The organism is Streptomyces sp. MMG1121 (genome assembly GCF_001280015.1).
GTDB lineage: Bacteria > Actinomycetota > Actinomycetes > Streptomycetales > Streptomycetaceae > Streptomyces.
On sequence record NZ_LGDV01000198.1, the window covers coordinates 59,742 to 73,532 of the forward strand.

Annotated in this window: 15 protein-coding genes and 2 tRNA genes; 6 read left to right on the forward strand and 11 right to left on the reverse strand. The window is 71.5% G+C overall.

Annotated elements, in window-relative coordinates; genetic code table 11:
- Window positions 1-36 precede the first annotated feature (36 nt).
- Together ADK64_RS24005 and ADK64_RS24010 are read left to right on the forward strand one after the other, a co-directional pair.
- Complete coding sequence (locus ADK64_RS24005) at window positions 37-1,263, forward strand: pyridoxal phosphate-dependent aminotransferase (RefSeq protein ID WP_053661933.1); 1,227 nt, start codon at window positions 37-39, stop codon at window positions 1,261-1,263.
- A 137-nt stretch (window positions 1,264-1,400) separates the two neighbouring features.
- Window positions 1,401-2,441 carry an adenosine deaminase gene (locus ADK64_RS24010; protein ID WP_053661907.1) on the forward strand — a complete coding sequence of 347 codons (1,041 nt, stop codon included), beginning with the start codon at window positions 1,401-1,403 and terminating at the stop codon, window positions 2,439-2,441.
- A gap of 215 nt (window positions 2,442-2,656) precedes the next feature.
- On the opposite strand, the gene ADK64_RS24015 is transcribed toward ADK64_RS24010, so the two are convergent.
- Entirely contained in the window at window positions 2,657-3,280 is a 624-nt protein-coding gene (locus ADK64_RS24015; RefSeq protein ID WP_053661908.1) for a TetR/AcrR family transcriptional regulator, read from the reverse strand.
- 102 nt (window positions 3,281-3,382) lie between these two features.
- Between ADK64_RS24015 and ADK64_RS24020 the strand changes: the two genes are divergently transcribed.
- The gene (locus tag ADK64_RS24020) at window positions 3,383-4,015 is read left to right on the forward strand and encodes an NAD(P)-dependent oxidoreductase (RefSeq protein ID WP_053661909.1); all 633 of its coding nucleotides are present in this window, start codon (window positions 3,383-3,385) and stop codon (window positions 4,013-4,015) included.
- Between the two features lie 41 nt (window positions 4,016-4,056).
- Here the strand turns inward: ADK64_RS24020 and ADK64_RS24025 are convergent, their stop codons facing one another.
- From ADK64_RS24025 to ADK64_RS24060, 8 genes are all read right to left on the reverse strand, one after another.
- On the reverse strand, window positions 4,057-5,142 hold the full coding sequence (locus tag ADK64_RS24025; RefSeq protein ID WP_267888561.1) for a UDP-N-acetylmuramate dehydrogenase: 1,086 nt from the start codon (window positions 5,140-5,142) through the stop codon (window positions 4,057-4,059).
- 521 nt (window positions 5,143-5,663) lie between these two features.
- Window positions 5,664-7,145, reverse strand: a complete 1,482-nt coding sequence (locus tag ADK64_RS24030; RefSeq protein WP_053661911.1) for an MFS transporter — start codon at window positions 7,143-7,145, stop codon at window positions 5,664-5,666.
- Between the two features lie 127 nt (window positions 7,146-7,272).
- The gene (locus tag ADK64_RS24035; protein ID WP_078992802.1) at window positions 7,273-7,842 is read right to left on the reverse strand and encodes a TetR/AcrR family transcriptional regulator; all 570 of its coding nucleotides are present in this window, start codon (window positions 7,840-7,842) and stop codon (window positions 7,273-7,275) included.
- A gap of 114 nt (window positions 7,843-7,956) precedes the next feature.
- Window positions 7,957-8,385: a MaoC family dehydratase gene (locus ADK64_RS24040; protein ID WP_053661913.1), complete on the reverse strand. Its 429-nt coding sequence runs from the start codon at window positions 8,383-8,385 to the stop codon at window positions 7,957-7,959.
- A gap of 7 nt (window positions 8,386-8,392) precedes the next feature.
- Window positions 8,393-8,845 carry a MaoC family dehydratase N-terminal domain-containing protein gene (locus tag ADK64_RS24045; RefSeq protein WP_053661914.1) on the reverse strand — a complete coding sequence of 151 codons (453 nt, stop codon included), beginning with the start codon at window positions 8,843-8,845 and terminating at the stop codon, window positions 8,393-8,395.
- A gap of 143 nt (window positions 8,846-8,988) precedes the next feature.
- On the reverse strand, window positions 8,989-9,153 hold the full coding sequence (gene rpmG / locus ADK64_RS24050; RefSeq protein ID WP_003948671.1) for a 50S ribosomal protein L33: 165 nt from the start codon (window positions 9,151-9,153) through the stop codon (window positions 8,989-8,991).
- A gap of 90 nt (window positions 9,154-9,243) precedes the next feature.
- Window positions 9,244-9,316 (reverse strand) — tRNA-Met (locus ADK64_RS24055).
- 46 nt (window positions 9,317-9,362) lie between these two features.
- Window positions 9,363-9,435, reverse strand: a tRNA-Thr gene (locus ADK64_RS24060).
- 444 nt (window positions 9,436-9,879) lie between these two features.
- On the opposite strand from ADK64_RS24060, the gene ADK64_RS24065 reads away from it, so the two are divergent.
- Both ADK64_RS24065 and ADK64_RS24070 read left to right on the forward strand, forming a co-directional pair.
- Window positions 9,880-11,145, forward strand: a complete 1,266-nt coding sequence (locus tag ADK64_RS24065) for an amidohydrolase family protein (RefSeq protein ID WP_053661915.1) — start codon at window positions 9,880-9,882, stop codon at window positions 11,143-11,145.
- Window positions 11,146-11,313: 168 nt separating this feature from the next.
- Window positions 11,314-11,970: an SDR family oxidoreductase gene (locus ADK64_RS24070; RefSeq protein WP_053661934.1), complete on the forward strand. Its 657-nt coding sequence runs from the start codon at window positions 11,314-11,316 to the stop codon at window positions 11,968-11,970.
- 93 nt (window positions 11,971-12,063) lie between these two features.
- Here ADK64_RS24070 and ADK64_RS24075 read toward each other — a convergent pair whose 3' ends face one another.
- The gene (locus ADK64_RS24075) at window positions 12,064-12,276 is read right to left on the reverse strand and encodes a hypothetical protein (RefSeq protein ID WP_053661916.1); all 213 of its coding nucleotides are present in this window, start codon (window positions 12,274-12,276) and stop codon (window positions 12,064-12,066) included.
- Window positions 12,277-12,318: 42 nt separating this feature from the next.
- On the reverse strand, window positions 12,319-12,543 hold the full coding sequence (locus tag ADK64_RS24080) for a hypothetical protein (RefSeq protein WP_199829699.1): 225 nt from the start codon (window positions 12,541-12,543) through the stop codon (window positions 12,319-12,321).
- Window positions 12,544-13,008: 465 nt separating this feature from the next.
- On the opposite strand from ADK64_RS24080, the gene ADK64_RS24085 reads away from it, so the two are divergent.
- Window positions 13,009-13,578: a DUF4232 domain-containing protein gene (locus ADK64_RS24085; RefSeq protein WP_053661917.1), complete on the forward strand. Its 570-nt coding sequence runs from the start codon at window positions 13,009-13,011 to the stop codon at window positions 13,576-13,578.
- Window positions 13,579-13,791 lie beyond the last annotated feature (213 nt).

Here is a 13,791-nt window from a genome sequence, read left to right on the forward strand (position 1 = left end):
TGCCCATGGCGTTTCCAGTCTGGAACGATGGGCTCCATGAGCGCTGCAACCCCTCCCACCGAGCGCCGGGTCTCCGCCCGAGTCGGCGCGATCTCCGAGTCCGCCACCCTCGCCGTGGACGCCAAGGCCAAGGCCCTGAAGGCCGCCGGGCGTCCGGTGATCGGCTTCGGCGCCGGTGAGCCCGACTTCCCGACCCCGGAGTACATCGTCGAGGCGGCCGTCGAGGCCTGCAAGAACCCCAAGTACCACCGCTACACCCCGGCCGGCGGCCTGCCCGAACTGAAGGCCGCGATCGCCGCGAAGACGCTGCGCGACTCGGGCTGGGAGCCCGACGTCTCGCAGATCCTCGTCACCAACGGCGGCAAGCAGGCCATCTACGAGGCGTTCGCCGCGATCCTCGACCCGGGCGACGAGGTCATCGTCCCGGCGCCGTACTGGACGACGTACCCCGAGTCGATCCGCCTCGCGGGCGGTGTCCCGGTGGAGGTCGTGGCCGACGAGACCACCGGCTACCGCGTCACCGTGGACCAGCTGGAGGCGGCGCGCACGGAGAAGACCAAGGTCGTCCTCTTCGTCTCCCCGTCCAACCCGACCGGCGCGGTGTACTCCGAGCAGGAGACCGAGGCGATCGGCCGCTGGGCCCTGGAGCACGGCCTGTGGGTGCTCACGGACGAGATCTACGAGCACCTGGTGTACGGCGACGCGGCCGCCGTGTCCCTGCCGGCGCTCCTGCCCGAGCTGCGCGACAAGTGCGTGGTGGTCAACGGTGTCGCCAAGACGTACGCCATGACCGGCTGGCGCGTGGGCTGGGTCGTCGGCCCGAAGGACGTCGTCAAGGCCGCGACGAACCTGCAGTCGCACGCAACCTCGAACGTCTCCAACGTGGCCCAGGTGGCCGCCCTGGCCGCCGTCTCCGGCGACCTGGCCGCCGTCGAGAAGATGCGCGAGGCCTTCGACCGCCGCCGCAAGACCATCGTGCGGATGCTCAACGAGATCGACGGCGTGCTCTGCCCGGAGCCCGAGGGCGCCTTCTACGCCTACCCGTCGGTCAAGGCCCTCATCGGCAAGGACATCCGCGGTCAGCGCCCGCAGAACTCGGTCGAGCTGGCCGCGCTGATCCTGGAGGAGGCCGAGGTCGCGGTCGTCCCGGGCGAGGCCTTCGGTACGCCGGGCTACCTGCGGCTGTCGTACGCGCTCGGTGACGAGGACCTCGTCGAGGGCGTGAGCCGGATGCAGAAGCTGCTCGCGGAGGCGCGGGACTGATGCGGGACTGAACGGTCCATTTTTGAACGAGGGGCACCTGCCGACGTCGGCAGGTGCCCCTCGTTCGTTCGTGCGAGCAAGGCCACTAACAGGGAAACGGCTACCGGGACGACACGTCCGTACGGCAGGATCCTGGAATGGAGCGTGTACGTGATCTCTCTGAACTGCCGAAAGCCCATCTGCACCTGCACTTCACCGGCTCGATGCGACCGGACACCGTGCTGGAACTGGCCGACAAGTACGGCGTACGACTGCCCGACGCCCTGACGGAGGCGCTGACCAGCGGCGAGCCGCCGAGACTGCGGGCCACGGACGAGCGCGGCTGGTTCCGTTTCCAGCGGCTGTACGACGCGGCACGCTCCTGCCTGCGCGAGCCGGAGGACATCCAGCGCCTCGTCCGGGAGGCCGCCGAGGAGGACCTCAAGGACGGCTCGGGCTGGCTGGAGATCCAGGTGGACCCGACGTCGTACGCGCCCCGGCTGGGCGGTCTGATCCCGGCGCTGGAGATCATCCTGGACGCCGTGGACACGACCTCCCGGGAGACCGGACTCGGCATGCGCCTCCTGGTCGCCGCCAACCGCATGAAGCACCCGCTGGACGCGCGCACCCTGGCCCGGCTGGCGGTGCGGTACGCGGACCGGGGCGTGGTCGGCTTCGGGCTGTCCAACGACGAACGGCGTGGCCTGGCGCGGGACTTCGACCGGGCCTTCCACATCGCGCGCGAGGGCGGCCTGTTGTCCGCCCCGCACGGCGGCGAGCTGACCGGACCGGCGTCCGTGCGTGACTGCCTGGACGACCTGCACGCCTCGCGGATCGGGCACGGGGTGCGCGCGGCGGAAGACCCGCGGCTGCTGAAGCGGCTGGCCGACCGGGGCGTGACCTGCGAGGTGTGCCCGGCGTCGAACGTGGCGCTCGGTGTGTACGAGAAGCCCGAGGACGTCCCGCTGCGCACGCTTTTCGAGGCGGGCGTCCCGATGGCCCTCGGCGCCGACGACCCGCTGCTGTTCGGCTCCCGGCTGGCCGACCAGTACGAGATCGCCCGGCACTCCCACGGCTTCTCGGACGCCGAGATCGCGGAGCTGGCACGCCAGTCGGTGCGGGGCTCGGCCGCCCCGGACGACGTCAGGGCACGGCTGCTGGCCGGCGTGGACGAGTGGCTGGCCCGCCCGGCCGTCTGAAGCGGGGGCGGGGCGGACCATCAGCGTCGCACGCCCCAGTGGGCGAACCAGTGGCCGTCTCGACGAACACGTCCCGGCCGCCGAGGAAAAACGACGTACGCGCGCGTGCCCCGTCGGCCCCCGTCGGCGCGGACCGTCACGAGGGTCCCTTGCGCGCGGTGTGCCGCGCGGGTGGGTCGTCCGGGAGGGGCGTCCGGGAGGGGTTTGTCATGCCCTCAGCGTGAGGGTCGGGCCGAGGGCTCCGCGACGGAGATTCCGCCCAGCAGCGTCCTGGCGAGCCGCGCGGCGAACTCGTCCGGCGGCGGCCGCTCCCCCGTGTCGGTCGCCTCGTAGGCGAACGCGCGCTGGGCACAGGCGCCCAGCAGCAGGGAGGCGGCGGCGAAGGTGTCGGCGTCGGCGCGGACGCGGCCGGCGGTCTGCTCGGCGCGCAGGTAGGTGTCCAGGCCCTCGATCGGCATGTGCGGGCCGGCACCGATCTTCCGCAGGGCGTCGTCGTGCCGCTTCTTGAGCTGCGTCTCGGCGTACAGGGAGGCGGCGATCGGGAAGCTCTGCTCGTAGAAGAGTGCGGCCTGGCGCGCGATCTCGGTCAGGTTGCCCTCCAGGGTGCCCTGTCCCGGTTCGGCGGCGAGACTGCCGAGCAGCGGGGTGAGACGCGGCAGCCTCTCGGTGAGGACCCGGACGAACAGCTCCTCCTTGCTGTCGAAGTACTTGTAGAGAGCCGCTTCCGAGCAGCCGGCCCCGCGCGCGATCTCCTTGGTGGTGGCGCGGGCGAGTCCGACCGTGAGCATCAGCTCGTGGGCGGCGTCGAGGATGCGGACACGCGCCGGCTTCGGCTCCATGGGGCGTCCAATCGGCTTGACGAGTGGGTGAGTACTTACCCACTCTAGAGGGCGACAAGGTGAGTAAATGCTCACCCACCTCTGCGTAGTACGGGAGTCACCATGAAGCTCACCGTTTTCGGCGCCACCGGAGGGATCGGGCGTGAAGTGGTCCGCCAGGCCCTCGACGCCGGTCACGAGGTCACGGCCGTCGTACGGGACCCGGCCGGGCTCGGGGTCACCGGCGACCGCCTCCAGGTCGTCCGCGCCGACCTGACCGACTCGGAGGACCTGCGCGCCGCGGTCCGGGGCCGGGACGCGGTCCTGTCCGGCCTGGGCCCGCGCAGCCGCAAGGACGCCGGGATCGCCACCCGGCTGACCCGCACGGTCCTGCGGGCCATGGAGGCGGAGGGCGTACGACGGCTGCTGGTGGTCAGCGCCGGCCCGGTCGGCCCCGCGCCCGAGGACGACGGCCCGCTGGACCGCGGTATGCGCGGCCTGGTCTCCGCGATCCTCAAGGACGTCTACGCCGACCTGCGCGCAATGGAGGCCGAGCTGTCCCGCAGCAGCACGGACTGGACGTCCGTACGCCCGCCTCGCCTCCAGGACAAGCCGCTCACCGGCCGGTACCGCACCGCCGTCGGCGGCTTTCCGCGCAGGGGCCGCTTCATCGCCCGCGCGGACGTCGCGCACGCGATGCTGTCGATGATCGACGACGAGGGGACGGTGAAGCAGGGGGTGGGAGTGGCGTACTGAACCGGTACGGCCGGCCCGGCCGGTCGGCCGAGTCCGGGTGGCTACAGGCTGACGCCGACCGTCACCGGTTCGTTGACCAGCGTGATCCCGAAGGCCTCGCGGACGCCGGCGACGACCTCGCGGGCCAGCGCGAGCAGGTCCTCCGTGGTGGCGTCGCCGCGGTTGGTGAGGGCGAGGGTGTGCTTGGTGGAGAGGCGGGCGGGCCCGCTGCCGTAGCCCTTGGTGAAGCCCGCCTTGTCGATCAGCCAGGCCGCGGAGGTCTTCGTACGGCCCTCACCCGCCGGGTACGCGGGCGGCTCGACGCCCTCCCCCAGCCGCTCGCGCACGCGCGCGTGGAACACGGCGAACTGCTCGTCGGTGACGATCGGATTGGTGAAGAAGGACCCGGCCGACCAGGTGTCGTGGTCCTCGGCGTCGAGCACCATGCCCTTGCCGGCGCGCAGCTTCAGCACGGTCTCGCGGGCGACGGCCAACGGCACCCGGTCGCCGGGCTCGACGCCGAGCACACGGGCCGTCTCGGCGTACTTGACGGGCGCGGACAGCCCGCCCGCGTCCTCCAGCTCGAAGCGGACGCGCAGCACGACATAGCGCTCGGGGTCCGCCTTGAAGCGGCTGTGGCGGTACGAGAAGGCGCACTCCTCGTTCGTCAGCGTGATGGTCTCGCCGGCACGCCGGTCGTAGGCGACGACCTCGGTGAGGGTGGAGGAGATCTCCTGGCCGTAGGCGCCCACGTTCTGGATCGGCGTGGCGCCCGCGGATCCCGGGATTCCCGCCAGGCACTCGATCCCGGCGAGGCCCGCCTCGACCGCGCGGGCCACGGCGTCCGTCCACACCTCGCCGGCGGCCAGCTCCAGCGTCGTACCGCGCAGCTCGACCCCGCGCGTGGCGATGCGCAGGGCGGTGCCGTCGAAGCCCTTGTCGCCGATGACCAGGTTCGATCCGCCGCCGATGACCAGCAGCGGGGTCCCGCTGTCGTCGGCCTCGCGGACGGCGTCGATCACCTCGGCGTCGGTCACGGCGGTGACCAGCCGCGTCGCGGGACCGCCCAGCCGGAAGGTGGTCAGCGGGGCAAGGGGGGCGTCGTGGAGTACCTGCACGGGCCCAAGACTACGAGACGCCTCCGACAGCCCCGCACACGCGCGGGCCGCCCTTCCCCCGGCCTTCTGGCCCACGGTCCGCGTCGGGCTGCCGACAACGTGCATGCGCAGCCCTGCCTGCACGCGCGCGTGGCCCCATGCCGTCAGGGCCACGCGCGCGTACAGATGAAGGTGACCGCGGGACGCCACTGCCGTCCCGCGGTCTACGTCTTCAGCCGCCGTTCCGCCTCCGCCCGGCTCGGCGGCAGTTGTCGCGGGAGGTCGGCCGGTGGGCGTCGGAGTGCGCGACGGCCTTCAGCGCGTCGGCGGACTCCCGGCGGACGGCGTCCAGAAGGTCCGCCCGCAGGGGCTGCTCCCTGAGGGCGGCGCCGTAGGCAGCGCGCGCGTGGCCGATCCGACTCCGTACCGCCGGGGCACGGGCGAGGAAGCGCGGGGCGCCGCCCAGGGTGCGGGCCTCGAAGCGGGAGGCGAAGACGTGTCCCGCGGCCCAGCAGTCGGCACGGTCCGGGGAAGAACGGGCATCGCGGGCTCCCTTCGGCGAGGCCTCCGCGTCAGCGGGCGGAGGTCTCCAGGGAAGCGGCTTGCAGGGGGCCGGTCTCCCCTGCGCGGCCGGACGTCTGCTCCTCTCCCGCGTCCACCCGGCCGGCGCTCCGGCGGGCCGGGATCGCCAGGGCCGCGAGCGCGGCGACGGCGACCACCGCCGAGCCGGTGACCAGGGCGGGCCGCAGGCCGTCCACGAAGCTCTGCGCGCTGTCGTAACCGCCCTGCGCGGAGAAGATCGACGACATCACGGCGATGCCGAGCGCGCCGCCCACCTCGCGCAGCGCGTTGTTCGCGCCGGAGGCGATGCCCTGCTCCTGCGGGCGGACGCTGGACATCACGAGGTTGGCGGCCGGCGCGAAGTACAGGGCCATGCCGATCCCGCTGAGGATCAGGGCGGGCAGCTGGGCGGTGTAGGAGGCGTCCACAGTGGCCACGACGGCCATGTAGCCGAGTCCTACGGCTTGCAGGAACAGGCCCGCGGCGACGACCGGGCGGCCGCCTATGCGGTCGGAGAGGATTCCGGCGATCGGCGCGACGAGCATCGGCATGCCGGTCCACGGCAGCATCCTGAGGCCCGCCTCGGTGGGCGAGTACCCGAGCACGCCCTGCATGTACTGACTGAGCAGGAAGATCGAGCCGAACATCCCGACGAACATCAGCAGGCTGGCCGCGTTGATCCCGGCGAAGGCGCGGGAGCGGAACAGTCGCATGGGGAGCATCGGGTTCGCCGCGCGCGAGCTGTAGATCACGAAACCGGCGAGCAGGGCGGCGCCGGCGAACAGCGCGGTGAGCACCACGGCGTCGGTCCAGCCGTCGGAGGGCCCGCGGACCAGGCCGTAGACGATCCCGAAGAGCCCGCCGCTGGCGAGCAGCGTGCCGGGGACGTCGAGCCGGGCGCCGGTGCCGTAGGACTCGGCGAGGCGCAGCCGGGCGAGCGGCAGCACGGCCAGGCCGAGCGGCACGTTCAGCCAGAAGATCCAGTGCCAGGAGACGTGCTCGGTGAGGCTGCCGCCGATGAGCGGTCCGGAGGCGACGGCGAGGCCGTTGACGGCGCCCCAGATGCCGTACATCATCCCGCGCTTGGCGGCGGGCACGGCCGCGGTCAGCAGGGTCAGCGTGAGCGGCATCATGACCGCCGCGCCGACGCCCTGCACCGCGCGGGCGGCGATCAGGGAGCCGATGCCGGGCGCCATGGCCGCGGCGGCGGAGGCGCCGGTGAAGACGGCGAGCCCGGCGATGAAGAGCCGGCGGCGCCCGAAGCGGTCGCCGAGCGCGGCGCCGAACATCAGCAGGACCGCGAAGGTGAGCGTGTAGGCGCTCACGGTCCATTCGAGGTCGTCCAGCGCTCCTCCGAGGTCCTTGCGGATGGAGGGCAGGGCGGTGGTGACGACGAGGTTGTCCAGGGCCGCCATGAATCCGGCGACGCTGGTGATGACGAGGGCCCAGGCGGCGCCCCCGCGGCCTGAGCTCGGTGCGGTCTGCTGTGACATCTCTCCCCCAGAGAGTGATCTCTTGTCAGCGATCTCTTGTCAGCGATCTCTTGTCAGCGATTTCGAGTTAGTTATTGATGACTAACTTTCGCGGATGCGAAAGACGCGGGACCATCGCCTCGTTCCGCTACTTCTCCAGCCGCCCGGTGATCCGGGCCGACGGATACATCCCCTGCCAGACCCGGTGTTCGGGCGGAAACCCCATGGCGGCGAGGGTGTTGATGAGCATTCCGTACGCCAGGAATGTCGTGGTGTCACTGTCGTCCGCCCCCAGCGGCACATGAACGGTGTCCCAGAGCTTGACCCAGGCGGCCCGTACGGCCTCGCCGAACTCGTGGTCCCCCTCCGCCTCGGCCGCCGCGACCGTGATGTACGTCTGCATCTGCATCTGGAGTTTCTCGGGATGCTCCGTGATCAGTCGCACATAGGCGTTCGCCATGGCATGCAGGGCCTCCTCGCCCTCCAGCCCCTCGGCCGCCACCTCAAAGACCCGGCAGATGTCCTCCACGCACCGCAGTGACGCGGCGGCGAAGATCGCCTTCTTGCCCGCGAAGAGCCGGAAGAGGTACGGCTGCGAGACACCCACGCGGGTCGCGATCGCCTCTGTGGACGTGCCGTAGTAGCCCCTCTGCGCGAACTCGGCGATCGCCGCGCGGATGACGCTCTCGCGTCGCTCTTCTGCGCTCATCCTGACCACGGAAAGTAAGTTAGTACTCAATCACTAACTTGGCAAGGCCTGCTGGCCGCAGACGCGCGTAAGGGGCGTCCCACCATGGAGGACGCCCCTTACCTCAGAGCTTCATGCGGGCCGTCAGGCCAGTCGTACGACCGCGCGGGACATGCCCAGCACCTTCTGGCCGCCGCTGGTCGCCGTCAGGTCCACGCGGACGGTGTTGTCGTCCAGCTTGGCCGCGACCTTGCCGCTGACCTCGATCCGGGCGCCGTCGTCGTCGTTCGGCACGACGACGGGCTTGGTGAAGCGGACGCCGTACTCCACGACCGCGCCCGGGTCCCCGGTCCAGTCGGTGACCACGCGGATCGCCTCGGCCATGGTGAACATGCCGTGCGCGATGACGTCCGGCAGGCCGACCTCCTTGGCGAACTTCTCGTTCCAGTGGATCGGGTTGAAGTCCCCGGAGGCGCCCGCGTAGCGCACGAGGGTGGCGCGGGTCACGGGGAAGGTCTGCGCCGGCAGTTCGGTGCCGACCTCGACGTCGTCGTACGCGATCTTCGCCGTCATCAGGTCCTCACGCCTCCTCGGCCGCGCGGGCCACGAGCTTGGTCCAGGCGGTCACGACGTGCTCGCCCGCCTCGTCGTGCACCTCACCGCGGATGTCCAGGATGTCGTTGCCCGCGAGGGACTTGATCGCCTCGATGGTGGAGGTGACCGTGAGCCGGTCGCCGGCGCGCACCGGGCGGCTGTAGGCGAACTTCTGGTCGCCGTGCACCACGCGGCTGTAGTCGAGGCCGAGCTGGGGGTCCTCGACGACCTGGCCCGCGGCCCGGAAGGTGATGGAGAACACGAAGGTCGGCGGGGCGATCACATCGGAGTGACCGAACGCCTTCGCGGCCTCCGGGTCCGTGTACACCGGGTTGGCCTCTCCCACCGCCTCGGCGAACTCGCGGATCTTCTCCCGGCCCACCTCGTAGGGCGCGGTGGGCGGGTAGGTCCGTCCAACGAAGGACTGGTCGAGCGCCATGGCCCGGTACCTCCTGATGTCTGCTGTGATGGCCCCAAATTAGCCGCAAACCGGCCGGGGAACGCGGGGGCCCCGGCCGACGGGCTGATGAAACGACGCGAGGCCGCCCCCTCGGAAGGGGACGGCCTCGCGTACGAGCCTGATTATCGCGTTTCGCGGTGCGCGGTGTGCGCGTTGCAACGCGGGCAGTGCTTCTTCATCTCAAGGCGATCCGGGTTGTTACGCCGGTTCTTCTTGGTGATGTAGTTCCGCTCCTTGCACTCCACGCAGGCCAGCGTGATCTTCGGGCGGACGTCGGTGGCAGCCACGTGAGTGCTCCTAAGACGAACGGATTGACTGGATTAACGCATAAAAGAGTAGCCGATCGAAGGACCGACCCCACAATCGGCTACTGTCAGTAGCGGTGACCGGACTTGAACCGGTGACACAGCGATTATGAGCCGCTTGCTCTACCGACTGAGCTACACCGCTTTGATGCGATCGGGCCCCGCCTCTCGACGGGAACCTCTCACACCAGAGCCCCAAAACGGAATCGAACCGTTGACCTTCTCCTTACCATGGAGACGCTCTGCCGACTGAGCTATTGGGGCGAGCGATGAAGACATTACACGGTCCGCCGCCGTTCACCCAAATCCGTATCCGGCCGCCCGGCCAGCCCCCCATCTCGGCCCGCACAGCCGCCTCCTGGGGCGCAGGAGGAGTGGGGTCACGGGCCGCACGGGGCCCCTGTGCGGGACCTTCTCGCGCCGGGCATCTCGCGCACGGGGGCGACGACGGGGGCGTGACCGGCCCGGGTTCGCCGGACGAACAGCGAGGCACGCGCGCGTAGACGTCGACGGCAGCGGCGTCGCTCCCGCGCGGGTGCGACGCCGGTACCGCCGTGTGCGGACCACACCGGTACGACTATTGCGCTCCTGCGCGCCCCGCGCGGCTCGCCACCCTAGGCTCGACTCGCTCTGCGTGATCTTGGGGGCCCACGTCCCCGCATCCCTCACGCGGGCCCGCCCCGAGCCCGGCCTCGACCCTGGAGCGCGATGCCCGACAGCCAGCCGCAGCCCCATCCGCCGTCGAACTCCCCGGGATCCTCCGGACAGTCCGACCCGGCCGCCCTGCTGCTGTGCGGGGCGCGGCTCACCGACGGCAGGACCGTGGACGTACGGCTCGGCGGCGGGCGCATCGAGGCGGTGGGCACGGCGGGCAGCCTGGCGCCGGGCCAGGCCCGCACGGGCGCCGTGCGCGTGGACCTCAGCGGCTATCTGCTCCTGCCGGCGCCGGCTGAACCCCACGCGCACGGCGACACCGCCCTGTCCGCCGAACGGCCAGGCCCGGTGCCGCACGCCGCCGAAGACGTCCAGCGCAGGGCGACGGAGGCGGCCCTACTGCAGCTCGGGCACGGGGCGACGGCGGTACGCGCGCACGTGCGCGTGGGCGACGTCCAGGGACTCGGCGCACTGGGCGCCGTCCTGCAGGCGAGGCGGTCGCTGCGGGGGCTCGCGGAGCTGACGGCGGTGGCGACACCCCGGCTGCTGACCGGCGTGGCCGGGGCCGACGGGCTCGCGATGCTGCGCGACGCGCTGAAGATGGGCGCCTCGGTGGTGGGCGGCTGCCCGGACCTGGACCCCGATCCCGCGGGCTACGTCGAGACGGTCCTGGAGGTGGCCTCCGAACACGGCTGTCCGGTGGACCTGCACACGGACGCCACCGATCCGGGCCGGTTGTCCCGGCTCGCGGCCATGGCGGGGGGCCTGCGCCCCGGCGTGACGATCGGGCCGTGCGCCGGTCTCGGGCGCCTGCCCGCCGAAGCCGCCTCCAGGGCCGCCGACCAGCTCGCGGCGGCCGGAGTCGCGGTGGTGTGCCTGCCTCAGGGCGGCTGCTGCGCCACCGACCGCCGGGGCACGCCTCCGGTACGACTGCTGCGCTCGGCCGGGGTGCGGGTGGCGGCCGGCAGCGGCGCGCTGCGCGACGTCTCCAATCCCGTCGGCCGCGGCGACCCCCTGGAGGCGGCCTATCTCCTCGCCTCCGCCCACGGCCTGCGCCCGCAGGACGCCTACGACACCGTGAGCACCTCGGCCCGCGCGGTCCTGGGCCTGCCGGAAGTGCGCGTGGAGGCGGGCTTCCCCGCCGACCTGCTGGCCGTACGCGGCGACCGCCTGTCCGGCGTCCTCTCCCTGGCCTACAGCCGGATCGTGGTCCACCGGGGGCGCGTGGTCGCGCGCACGAGCGCGGTCCGCGAGTACTGCAACTCGGCGGCGACCGCGGAGCTGGGGCTGCCGCGACAGGGACGGGGCGAACTGTCGTGAGGGGGCACGGGGCGCTCTGAGCGCACGCCGGGCGCACGATCACGAACACGCGCCCTGCACCCGGCCACGCACGCCGGGCGCGTGCGCATGCGCGTGAGCCCGGCGCGCTCCGGCCATGCCGGTTAACTCATGCGGCGGATGCGCTTCTTCGGGCGTACGGTCGGATTCATGCGCATTGTCATCGCTGGTGGTCATGGTCAGATCGCGCTGCGGCTGGAGCGCCTGCTCTCCGCGCGCGGGGACGAGGTCGCGGGGATCATCCGCAAGGCGGAGCAGGGCGACGATCTGCGGGCGGCCGGTGCCGAACCGGTCCTGCTCGACCTGGAGTCCGCATCGGTGGAGGAGGTCGCGGCGCATCTGCAGGGCGCCGACGCGGCGGTCTTCGCGGCCGGCGCGGGCCCGGGCAGCGGTACGGCCCGCAAGGAGACGGTGGACAAGGGCGCGGCAGTGCTGTTCGCGGACGCGGCCGTACGCGCGGGCGTACGCCGCTTCGTGGTGGTGTCCTCGATGGGCGCGGATCCCGCGCACCAGGGCAACGACGTCTTCGACGCGTATCTGCGGGCCAAGGGCGAGGCGGACGCGCACGTGACCCGTCAGCAGGCCCTGGACTGGACGATCCTGCGCCCCGGTTCACTGACGGACGACGCCGGCACCGGACTGGTCCGGCTGGAGGCGCACACCGGGCGCGGTCCGGTGCCCCGGGACGACGTGGCGGCCGTACTCGCGGAGTTGGTGGACACCCCGGCGACGACCGGTCTGACGCTGGAGCTGATCAGCGGATCGCAGCCGGTGTCCGTGGCGGTGAAGTCGGTGGCCGGGAACTGAGCCGGCCCACCAGCCGTTGACCGGTCGGAGCCACCACCGCGCCGGGTGGTTTCACCCGCTGTCACCCCGTCAGAAGCCAAGCACGTCAGAAGATCAGAAAAGGGGCAGCTGCCCGGGAAACTCCGGTACGGCATATCCGTCCAACGCCGCCTGGACCGCCGCGAGTTGTGCCTGCTGCCGCGACCCGGCACAGGAGACGAGTTCCGCGTTCTCCCGCGCCCCGGGCGGGTCGTGCCGCGCGAAACGGCCCGCGACGACGGCGATGTCGCGGCGGCACACAGGGCAGGTTCTGCGTCGGGAGGACATGCCGTCAGTGTGCCCCGCGCGGTGGCGCGGGGCACAGCGCCGTCAGGTACGGGTCTCGGCCTCCCAGCGGTCGGGCCCCACCCCGCGCCAGTCGATCAGCGGTGAGTCGGCCACCTGCTCCGGCTCGATCTCCAGCCCCGCACGGCGCAGGAACTCCACCAGGTCCCGCACGTTGTGCGCCAGGCCGAGGATCTCGCCGTCCACACGGATCCGGCGGCCGCCGCTCGGGGACGGCAGGTGCACGATGACGGGTCGCTTCCCGGCCATGGCTCCAGCATCGTCCGCACCGTCAGGACCCGCACCCGGACCGCTCATGTCAGAATCCCCAAGTCATCGTTCATACGTTCGACTCTAGTGAAGGACGACCGCCCCGGGCGAGCCGATCGGTGATGTCCCGTGCCACTGGATCTTGACCGTTTGCCATCGGACTTTGACGGACGCGAGTTTGTGTCATCGGAGTTTGATCACCGCAGGTCAGCGACTCAGCGCAGCGCACCTTCGGTGCGCGCCGGGGGCGTGGTAAACCCGTGGCGCGCTGGAGGTGCTTCTGTCTGCCCTGACGGCCATCTGCACGGGTGCAGCCTGTCGTCACCGTTCCATCACAAGTAGTCGCCGCACGGAACCCTGCCGCTCTCCCGCCCTGTCTGCACTCACGTACCACGACCACGCGTACCGCGGGGCAACAACCGACGACCGAAACCCGCGGACGAGACGACTCAGGGGGAAGACAGCATGCGTCACAGCAACGGCATTCGCAGGGCGGCTCTGGCGACGACGGCGGTCGCGGCCGTCGCGGCGGCGGTGACCGGCATCCTGCCCGGCACCGCCATGGCGGCGAGCACCACCACCTCCACCCCGCCGCCCGCCTGCCCGGCCTCCGCCCTCCAGGTCAGCGCCTGGCAGGCCGTCCACCGGCCCGTCGGGACCGGGACCGGGGCGGCGGTCGTGCAGTTCACCAACGTCTCCCGGAGGACGTGCGTCCTGAAGGGCCATCCGACGGTCGCGGGCGCCGGCAACGGCTCCCCCGCCCACAACACCCCGCTCAAGGTCACCCCCACCGGCAGGGCGGCCACCGTGACGGTCCGGCCGCACGGCAAGGCGTGGGTGAAGCTGACCTTCGTCCAGGTCCAGGGGGAGGCCGACGGCTACTGCGTGTCGGGCAAGGACCCGGTGACGTATCCGACGATGGTCATCGGGCTACCGCACTCCGGGAAGCACCAGGTCGCCCTGAACGACGGGGTGTGGGCCGAGTGCGACAACAAGGTGACCGTCACCCCGGTCTCGGCGGTCAAGCCTTCCTGACCCCCCGTCCCCACAAATCGAGCAGCCTGCATGACGATCGCAAGGCTCTGACCTACACGTTTACGAGGCACTGCACATAAGTGCAGGTCAGCGACTCAGCGCACCTTTGGTGCGCTGAGTCGCTGACCTGCGGTGATCAAACTCCGATGACACAAACTCGCGTCCGTCAAAGTCCGATGGCAAACGGTCAAGATCCAGTGGCACGGGCGGGAC

Coding starts and splice junctions, on each gene's coding strand:
- ADK64_RS24085 (WP_053661917.1), top strand. CDS start 13,009: ATGCGTCACAGCAACGGCATTCGCAGGGCGGCTCTGGCGACGACGGCG.
- ADK64_RS24065 (WP_053661915.1), top strand. CDS start 9,880: ATGCCCGACAGCCAGCCGCAGCCCCATCCGCCGTCGAACTCCCCGGGA.
- ADK64_RS24045 (WP_053661914.1), bottom strand. CDS start 8,845: ATGGCGCTCGACCAGTCCTTCGTTGGACGGACCTACCCGCCCACCGCG.
- ADK64_RS24075 (WP_053661916.1), bottom strand. CDS start 12,276: ATGTCCTCCCGACGCAGAACCTGCCCTGTGTGCCGCCGCGACATCGCC.
- ADK64_RS24010 (WP_053661907.1), top strand. CDS start 1,401: ATGGAGCGTGTACGTGATCTCTCTGAACTGCCGAAAGCCCATCTGCAC.
- ADK64_RS24070 (WP_053661934.1), top strand. CDS start 11,314: ATGCGCATTGTCATCGCTGGTGGTCATGGTCAGATCGCGCTGCGGCTG.
- ADK64_RS24005 (WP_053661933.1), top strand. CDS start 37: ATGAGCGCTGCAACCCCTCCCACCGAGCGCCGGGTCTCCGCCCGAGTC.
- ADK64_RS24080 (WP_199829699.1), bottom strand. CDS start 12,543: ATGGCCGGGAAGCGACCCGTCATCGTGCACCTGCCGTCCCCGAGCGGC.
- ADK64_RS24020 (WP_053661909.1), top strand. CDS start 3,383: ATGAAGCTCACCGTTTTCGGCGCCACCGGAGGGATCGGGCGTGAAGTG.
- ADK64_RS24030 (WP_053661911.1), bottom strand. CDS start 7,145: ATGTCACAGCAGACCGCACCGAGCTCAGGCCGCGGGGGCGCCGCCTGG.
- ADK64_RS24040 (WP_053661913.1), bottom strand. CDS start 8,385: ATGACGGCGAAGATCGCGTACGACGACGTCGAGGTCGGCACCGAACTG.
- ADK64_RS24015 (WP_053661908.1), bottom strand. CDS start 3,280: ATGGAGCCGAAGCCGGCGCGTGTCCGCATCCTCGACGCCGCCCACGAG.